The 7,573-nt window shown below is 69.1% G+C and carries 7 protein-coding genes; 3 read left to right on the top strand and 4 right to left on the bottom strand.

From position 1 onward, the window contains the following. The 3 genes from M0R80_30345 to M0R80_30335 all read right to left on the bottom strand — a co-directional run. Window positions 1-478: response regulator (locus M0R80_30345; protein MCK9463939.1), on the bottom strand; the 478-nt coding region annotated here is incomplete at its 3' end. Between the two features lie 2 nt (window positions 479-480). Continuing rightward, window positions 481-1,800, bottom strand: a complete 1,320-nt coding sequence (locus M0R80_30340) for an ATP-binding protein (protein ID MCK9463938.1) — start codon at window positions 1,798-1,800, stop codon at window positions 481-483. A gap of 90 nt (window positions 1,801-1,890) precedes the next feature. Beyond that, window positions 1,891-2,190 (bottom strand): hypothetical protein, encoded by a 300-nt coding sequence (locus M0R80_30335; GenBank protein ID MCK9463937.1) that lies wholly within the window; start codon window positions 2,188-2,190, stop codon window positions 1,891-1,893. A 361-nt stretch (window positions 2,191-2,551) separates the two neighbouring features. Between M0R80_30335 and M0R80_30330 the strand changes: the two genes are divergently transcribed. From M0R80_30330 to M0R80_30320, 3 genes are read left to right on the top strand one after another with little or no spacing between them, the layout of a single operon-like run. Then, window positions 2,552-4,528, top strand: coding sequence for a hypothetical protein (locus M0R80_30330; GenBank protein ID MCK9463936.1), 1,977 nt, complete (start codon window positions 2,552-2,554; stop codon window positions 4,526-4,528). Continuing rightward, window positions 4,525-5,646, top strand: a complete 1,122-nt coding sequence (locus M0R80_30325) for a glycosyltransferase family 4 protein (GenBank protein ID MCK9463935.1) — start codon at window positions 4,525-4,527, stop codon at window positions 5,644-5,646. Before M0R80_30330 ends, M0R80_30325 begins: the two co-directional genes overlap by 4 nt. 7 nt (window positions 5,647-5,653) lie before the next feature. Further along, the gene (locus tag M0R80_30320) at window positions 5,654-6,367 is read left to right on the top strand and encodes a class I SAM-dependent methyltransferase (protein ID MCK9463934.1); all 714 of its coding nucleotides are present in this window, start codon (window positions 5,654-5,656) and stop codon (window positions 6,365-6,367) included. 153 nt (window positions 6,368-6,520) lie between these two features. Here M0R80_30320 and M0R80_30315 read toward each other — a convergent pair whose 3' ends face one another. Further along, the gene (locus M0R80_30315; protein MCK9463933.1) at window positions 6,521-7,339 is read right to left on the bottom strand and encodes a radical SAM protein; all 819 of its coding nucleotides are present in this window, start codon (window positions 7,337-7,339) and stop codon (window positions 6,521-6,523) included. Between the last annotated feature and the right edge of the window lie 234 nt (window positions 7,340-7,573).

Genomic DNA, 7,573 nt, shown 5'->3' with positions numbered 1-7,573 from the left:
CGCTCTCGGCGGCGGCGGCGGGGGGGTCGACCGCGGCGCGCATCGGCGGCGACGACGTCGCGATCCCGCCGAACAGCGGCGGCGCGGCTCCGGCGGAGTCCGGCCTCGGATCTTCCGGGCCGAGCGCGGCGTCGAGGAGGCGGCGGACCTCGTCGAGATCGATGGGCTTCTCGAGGAAATCGAGCGCGCCCGATTTCATCGCGGTCACGGCGGTCTGCACGTCGCCGAAGGCGGTCACGAGCACGACCGGCACCTCGGCGTGCCTCGCTCGAAACGCCTCGAGCGCCTCGAGCCCGCTCATGGCGCGGCCGCCCATCCTGAGATCCATGAAGACGATCGCCGGCTCCTCGGACGCCGCGAGCTCGAGCGCCCGCTCTCCGCTCGGCGCGGTCCGCACCGCGAACCCGGCGCCTTTCACCGCGGCCTCCAGCATCTGTCGGAAGGCGGCCTCGTCGTCCGCTATGAGCACGTACGCCATCGCTACCTCGCCGCTCCCTGCTCGAACCCGAGCCGCGCGACGGCGCCTCGCCCGGGGGCGTTCTCGAGCGTGAGCACGGCACCGTGATCCTCCGCGATGCGGCGCGAAATCGCAAGGCCGAGCCCGCTGCCTCGATCCTTGGTCGTGAAGTACGGCTCGAACAGCCTCGGCAGGTCCTCCGGCCGGATCCCCGGCCCGTCGTCCGAAACCGTGAGCTCCGCCCCGGTCGAGGTCCGCGCCGCGCGAACCGTCACCTTGCCGCCGCCGCTGCGCGCCTGCAGGGCGTTGAGCACGAGGTTGGTGACCAGCTCCTTGAGCTCGGCGGCGTCGCCCTCCACGATCGGCGGCTCGGCCGAGCGCTCGGCGACCAGCGACGTCCCGGCGGCGTCCGCGTCCGGCGCGAAGAGGATCACCACCTCGGCCGCGAGCGCGGCGAGGTCGACGGGTGCGACGGCCTGCTTGCGCTTGCGGGCGAAGCCGAGGAACTCCTCGAGCCGTTCGGCGACCCTATCGAGATCCGGCAGCATCAGCCCCGCGCGCCTCCGAGACTCCTCGTCCGTCGCCTGCTCGTGCAGCAGCTGGGCGTAGCCGCGGATCGCGCCGAGCGGGTTGCGGATCTCGTGCGCGAGGCCGGCCGCGACGAGACCGAGCGACTCGAGGCTCCGGCGCCGCTGCTGCTCGAGCGCCACGTTTCGCAGGAGCTGACCGCGCGCGGCGATGGAGCGGGCGAGCAGCATGGTCGCCACGAGCAGCCCCAGGAGCACGGCGACCCCGACCCCGGCCACCGCGACGAGCGGCGTGCGCACGCGCGCGGCGGACTCCATCTCCATGACGAGCGCCAGGCGGTACGGGCCGGGCGGAAGATCCCATTGCTCCCGGCCGCCGCAGTTGCACGCGCCGGGGGCGCAGTTGCAGGAGCCGGGCGCCATGCAGCCGGAGGTCACCTCGAACGGCACCACCGCGACGATGCGGTGCCCGCTGCGCGTGAGGGACAGATCTCCCGCCGGATCCGCCAGGCGGGGGATCGCCTCGCCCCGCACCACGAGCGGCTCGCCGTCGGGGTGCACGATGCCGACGCTGACGACCTCGGCGTCGCGCGAGACCTCCTCGAGGATGCTGTAGATGCGGCCCTCCTGGTCCGGGCCGTGGCGGATGACGCCCTCGATGGCGCTCACCACGGTCCGCGCCAGCGTCGCCGCCTTCTCCTCGGACGCGCGCTCGACCTGGGTGATGGCGCTGCGGGCGAGAATCGCGATGAGCGCGCCGAGCCCGATGCCCAGCACGGCGAGGAGCGCGGTAAGGATTCCGGTCTTTCCTTTCACGGTGTCACCTCGCAGAAGGATAGCGCCTGCGCGGCAGGAGCGCCAACGAGGTCGGAGCGCCGCGGTGCCGTTTCGAACGGGGAGTCGCCGTCAGCGAGCCGCGTGGGCGCCGCAGCCGCACGCGCCCTTGCCCATGCCGTCGCCGCCGTGACCGCCGCAGCCGCACGCGCCCTTCCTGGCGCAGTCGCAGGGCTCGCCGTCCGCGCAGCCGCAGTCGCAGCCCTCGCCGCGGGCGCAGGGCGCCGTCGCCTCGTCGGTGAGCGACTGCAGCTGATCGTCCTGGGTCGGAGCCGCGGAGCTCCCGTCCCAGCCGGTCTCGTCGCAGCCTGCTGCGAACGCGAAGACCGCGAAGATCGACACGACCGTGAATCGCGCTCGTGGATTGTACATGCGTCCCTCCTCAAGTCTCCCACGCGGAGAGCCTTTTGTTTCATCGCCTGCTTTCCGCGGATGCAGTTGCCGTGCCACTCGGAAACCATCTGAAATCAGAATGAAAATTCAAAACGCGGATTTCGGTGCGCAACTCCTGCGCAGCTCGCTTGGCCGGGGCCGCAGCTCGGTGCGCAATCGCTGCACACGCGCCGAGACGAGCCCGCGGACGGGCTCCGCCGGACGCCGGCGTGTATGGAAATAGTTGCTTTTCCTGGTAGTTTCTCCGATAAAGTCGTGCCGGCCTTTGTCAAAAGGCTGATGTGCATTGCCTGCCCCGCCCCTCGATTGTCGCGCGACGGCAGGAGATTGGACCCTGTCTATGAAGAGAGCATTTGTCTGGATCTGCACCTTGTCGACGGCGTACGTCGCCTGCGCGTGCGGCGGCGGCGGGAAGAGCTCGGTCACCGCGGCGGCGCTCGCCAAGGGCGAGCAGCCGTCGATGGAGGTGTGCCTCGATCGCCTGGAGGACATGCGCGTGCTCGATCTGCAGCTCGACGACTTCGCGTTCCGGACGCCGGTCGGACCGGGCGCGCCGTGGGTGGAGCGGATCCGGGCGGTTCCGGCCGACAGGGCGATGGCGATCGGCGCCGAAGCGCAGACGCGCCCACCGTACGATCTGCCGGGATCGCGAGTTTCGGCGAGCAAGATCTACGTTCTCTACAACGAGCAGGTCCTGGCCGAGGCCGCGGCGTACGCAGGCCCGCACATGAGCTTCATGGACGGCCTCGCGGCGCTCGGCGTGCCGGAAGCGGGGAAGATCAGGAACAAGTACGAGGGGGTCAAGGCGAACCACACGGACATGGCCGACACCGAGGGCACCATCGAAGGGCTCAAGGCGGAGGCCGACCTCGACACGACGCCGAAGCGCAGGAAGGACGCGATCGGCGGCCAGATCGAAGGCCTGCAGGCGCAGCTCGAATCGCTCGAGGAGAGAAACGCGACCGCGGAGGAGGCCCTGTACGCGGAGATCGCGGCCATGAAGGCCCGCGGTCCCATCAGCCCCGACGTCCAGCCGCTCGCCGCGACGCTCTTCCTCATCGCCCAACACGCGGCCCGCATGGAGGAGGAGACGATGGTCACCTCGCGCCTCGTGTCGATCCAGCTCGCGCGCGTCGTGCCCAACCTGCCGCAGGAGCTGCAGTCGATGGCCACCCGGCTCCTCGCATCGGTGATGGTGGAGCTCGGCCAGGCCGCGGACGCGGCGCGGGGCGCGCAGGTCGTCGTCTCCCTGAGCGGCGGTACGCTCGCTATCAACGTGAACGGCCTCGGCAAGGTGGACCCCGGCGCGGTGCAGCAGAGCCTGATGCGGCGGCTGGCCATCATCCAGGATCAGGTCGCCACCGCTCCGACGACCGCGGCGAAGGGCGGCGCGATGGCGCGGTTCGAGGGCGATTTCTTCAGGGCGTTGGCCGAGGCGCTCGGCGTGCTCTCCGGAAACGCGTACGTTCCGGCGCCCGGCCTGCCGCTGCCCGGCGTCAAGCAGGGCACCGGGGGCGGCTTGGGCGCGGCGCCTCCGGGCATGGGATCCGGGAGCGCGTCCTGGGGCGCTCCGCCGCCGGCGACGGGCGGGTACGGCGCACCGACGACGGGCGGTTACGGCGCACCGCCGACGGGCGGTTACGGCGCACCACCGGCGACGGGCGGTTACGGCGCACCACCGGCAACGGGAGGCTTCGGCGCGCCAGCGACGGGCGGGACCGTGCCACCGGCTACGGGAGGCTTCGGCGCGCCAGCGACGGGCGGGACCGTGCCACCGGCAACGGGAGGCTTCGGCGCGCCCGCGACGGGCGGGACCGTGCCGCCTGCGCCGCCGCCTGCCGCGACCCAATGCCCGGCACCGTTGTGCGGCGGCAAGATCTCGACGAACGGAGTCGGGCAGATCGCCCTCAAGATGACCGGCCGTGACGCCGCCACGCTCTTGGCGCGCCGCATCGCTCCCAAGACCGACGCCGACCACACCGAGCCGACGGAGAACGTGAACGGGGTGCTGGTCTCGTTCTGCAAGGATCTCGTGTGCCGCCTCGAGGTGACGGTGAACCCGCCGGCCACCGCCGAGGGGTTCGGGGTGGGGAGCAAGTTCTCGCAGCTCGCCAAGAAGTACGGGCAGTCGAAGTGCAGCCCGATCGACGCCAAGCGCTTCGGCGTCGAGTTCGAGAAGATGCCCGGTGTCTTCTGGATCTCGGACAAGCTCGACTGCGAGGGGATCGAGGACATCGATTTCTGGGATCGCCCGCTGCCGGGCACCGTGTCGCATGTCATCATCGGCACGCCTGTGAGCCAGACACCGCCTCCATGACCACGAAGCCCGAAGTCCTCATGATCTCGAAGCCGATCGCGCCGCCGTGGAACGACTCGGCGAAGAACGTCGTTCGGGATCAGGTCAGCCACGGTGAGAGGTATACGTACCGGATCATGACGACGCCGGACGCGGCGCAGATCGCGGAGGGCGCTATCCAAGAACCGATCTACCGCACCGGAGGGCGGCTCACCGCCGGCGTTCGCCAGAACGCGCGGGTGATGCTGCGGGGCCTCCGGCGGGGGCGCGTGTCGATCTATCACTACTTCTTCGCGCCGAACGGCGTGACCTCCGCCGCCGGCCGGGTGCAGGCGTTCGTCGCCGGGGTCAAGACCGTCCAGACGATCTGCTCGACCCCTGCGTCGTTCGACCGGGCGCGCCGGCTCCTGTTCACCGATCGCGTCATCGCGGTGTCGAACGACACGGCGAAGAAGCTCGAAAACGCGGGCGTCGACGGCGACAGGATCCGCATGGTGCGCCCGGGGATCGTCCCGATCCCGAGAGCCGGATCCGAAGCGCGCGCGGCGATCCGGATCAAGTACGGGATCCCGGCGTCCGGGCCCGCGATCTTCTTCCCGGGCGACTACGAGTTCTCGAGCGCCGCCGAGACCGTGGCCGCCGCCGGGCCGGAGCTGCTCGGGTCGTTCCCGGACGCGTCGCTCGTGTTCGCCTGCCGGTTGAAGACCGCCGCCGCGCGAGAGATCCAGGAGCGCATCCGGCGCGAACTCGCGGCGTTCGGCTCGAGGGTCGTCTTCGTGAACGTGGCGCCGGACATGCCGCACCTCATCGGCGCGGCCGAGGTGGCGGTGCTCCCGGCAGAGAGCCTCTACGCGAAGATGGACATCCCGCTCGTGCTGCTCGAGGCGATGTCGCAGCGGATCCCGCTCGTCGTGGCGGGCGTCCCGCCGCTCGATGAGCTCGTCGGCCTCGAGGCGGCGGTCGGGACGCGGCCGGGCGACGCCGCAGGACTCGCGTCGGCGGTTGCGAAGGTGCTGCGGAACCCTTCGCTCGCGGCGGACCTCGGTGCGGCCGGCGAGCGCGCCGTGAACCAACTCTTCTCGTCCGCGCGGATGGCCCGCGAGGTCGAAGACATCTACGACGAGCTGCTCGGAAGGTGACAGGAACATGACGGACATCGACGCCAAGGGCTACTACGACGACTTCTCCGGCTGGTACGAGCGGAAGCGCCACCACGGCTACCACGCGATGCTCGACGAGCTCGAGCTCGGCATCGTGCGCGGGCTCGCGGGCGGCAAGGAGGTGCTCGAGGTCGGCTGCGGCACCGGGCTCATCATGCGGGGCCTCGACGGGCGCGCGAAACGACTCGTCGGGGTCGACATCTCTCCCGGGATGCTGGCCGAGGCGCGGCGGCGGGGCTTCGACGTCTTCGAGGGGCAGGCCGAGAAGCTGCCGTTCGCGGACGAATCGTTCGATCTCGCGTACTCGTTCAAGGTGCTCGCGCACGTCCCGGACATCGAGCTCGCGCTGCGCGAGATGGCGCGCGTCCTTCGGCCGGGCGGCTACCTCGTCGCCGAGTTCTACAACGCGCTCAGCCTCCGGCACCTCGCGAAGCGGCTGGCACGACCGGGCAAGATCTCGGAGGCGCGGACCGAGGCCGAGATGTTCACGCGCTGGGACACGCCGAAGCAGGTCCTGGGCTACCTGCCGCCGGGTCTCAGGTTCGAGGGGTGGCGCGGCGTGCGCGTCGTGACGCCGACCGCGTTCGTCCACGACATCCCGATCGTCGGCGGCCTCGTCGCGAAGGCCGAGCACGCGGCGATGACCTCGCCTTTGGCCCGCTTCGGCGGCTTCCTCGTCGCGGTGTGCCGGAAGGCGTGAGCAGGGGAAAACACGAAGAGGGCGCGACGTCTGTGTCGCAGGGTGCCTGGTCGGCGAGGGCGAGCGCAACTCAGGTCATCGCAGTTCCAGGCCGGTGAGTAGCGAGGAAGACTCCGCAGAGTGGTGAGCGCGAGAGGTCCGTTTCTCCTCCCCCTACACGAGCATTGCCCGCACCAGATCTTTCATGACCCCCAGCGCAGAAGCTGCGTGGTATGCGACCATTCGCGGTCGTCGAATCAGATACCGTGTCTGCTCAAGCAGGTACCTCGGGCGCAAATAGAACTTCCGGAACGCCTTGTGATAGAACTCCGTGATCTCTTCGGGCGTCACGGTCGGGAGCTTCATGACCACGTTGTAGAGATCATATTTGTCCCATTCCTTCGTGACTATGTATCCTTGTCGATCCGCCCAGTCGAACATCTCCGTCCCCGGATAGGGTGTCGTCACGTTGAATTGAACGAGGTGCGGTTTTACATCGATCGCAAACGCGAGGCTCTTCTCCATCGTGTCCCAGGTTTCCCCGGGATTCCCGAGCATCATCGATATCCTCGTGCGAATACCTGCCTCGTGGGCGTCCTTGAGCACGCCCTTCACCGCCTCGAGCCGTATCCCCTTTCTGATGCTTTTCAGGATGTCCCTGTCGGCGCTCTCCACTCCGAAACACACCATATGGCATCCCGCCGCCCCCATCATGCGCAACGTCTCGGCGTCGGCGAAATTGATCCGGGACATGCAACTCCACGTGACGTCGATCCGCTCGTCCGCGATCATCCCGCAGATCTCCCGTACACGCGCCGCGTCCGACATGAACGTGTCGTCGTAGAACCCTATCTCCCTGATTCCGTATTCATTCCTCAGATGCACGATCTCCCGAACCACATTTTGTGCCGATAGATAGCGAGTCCGTTTCGAGAGAGCGCTATTGCAGAATGTGCATTTCCCTGGACATCCGCGGGTGCTCAGGAACGACATGCTCGGCCGACGGAGTGCACCACCGAGCGGCGGTCGATACTTGCGCATCGGCAGGAGATGGTAGCCCGGCATGGGCATGGCGTTCAAATCATCTATCGTGTCGACGTGTAACTGTTTAGCGGGATGATAGCACAGCCGACAGCGAGATCACGGCCGGAAGATGCTCGGCGGCGGCGCGCCGGACATGTGCGCGGCGACGGCCCGCGTGATGAAGTCGCCGAGGTCGATGCCCTG

This window comes from Pseudomonadota bacterium (genome assembly GCA_023229365.1).
Lineage (GTDB): Bacteria > Myxococcota_A > Polyangia > JAAYKL01 > JAAYKL01 > JALNZK01.
Note: the sequence above shows the minus strand (reverse complement) of the source record. Positions and strands in the feature narration are given on the sequence as shown.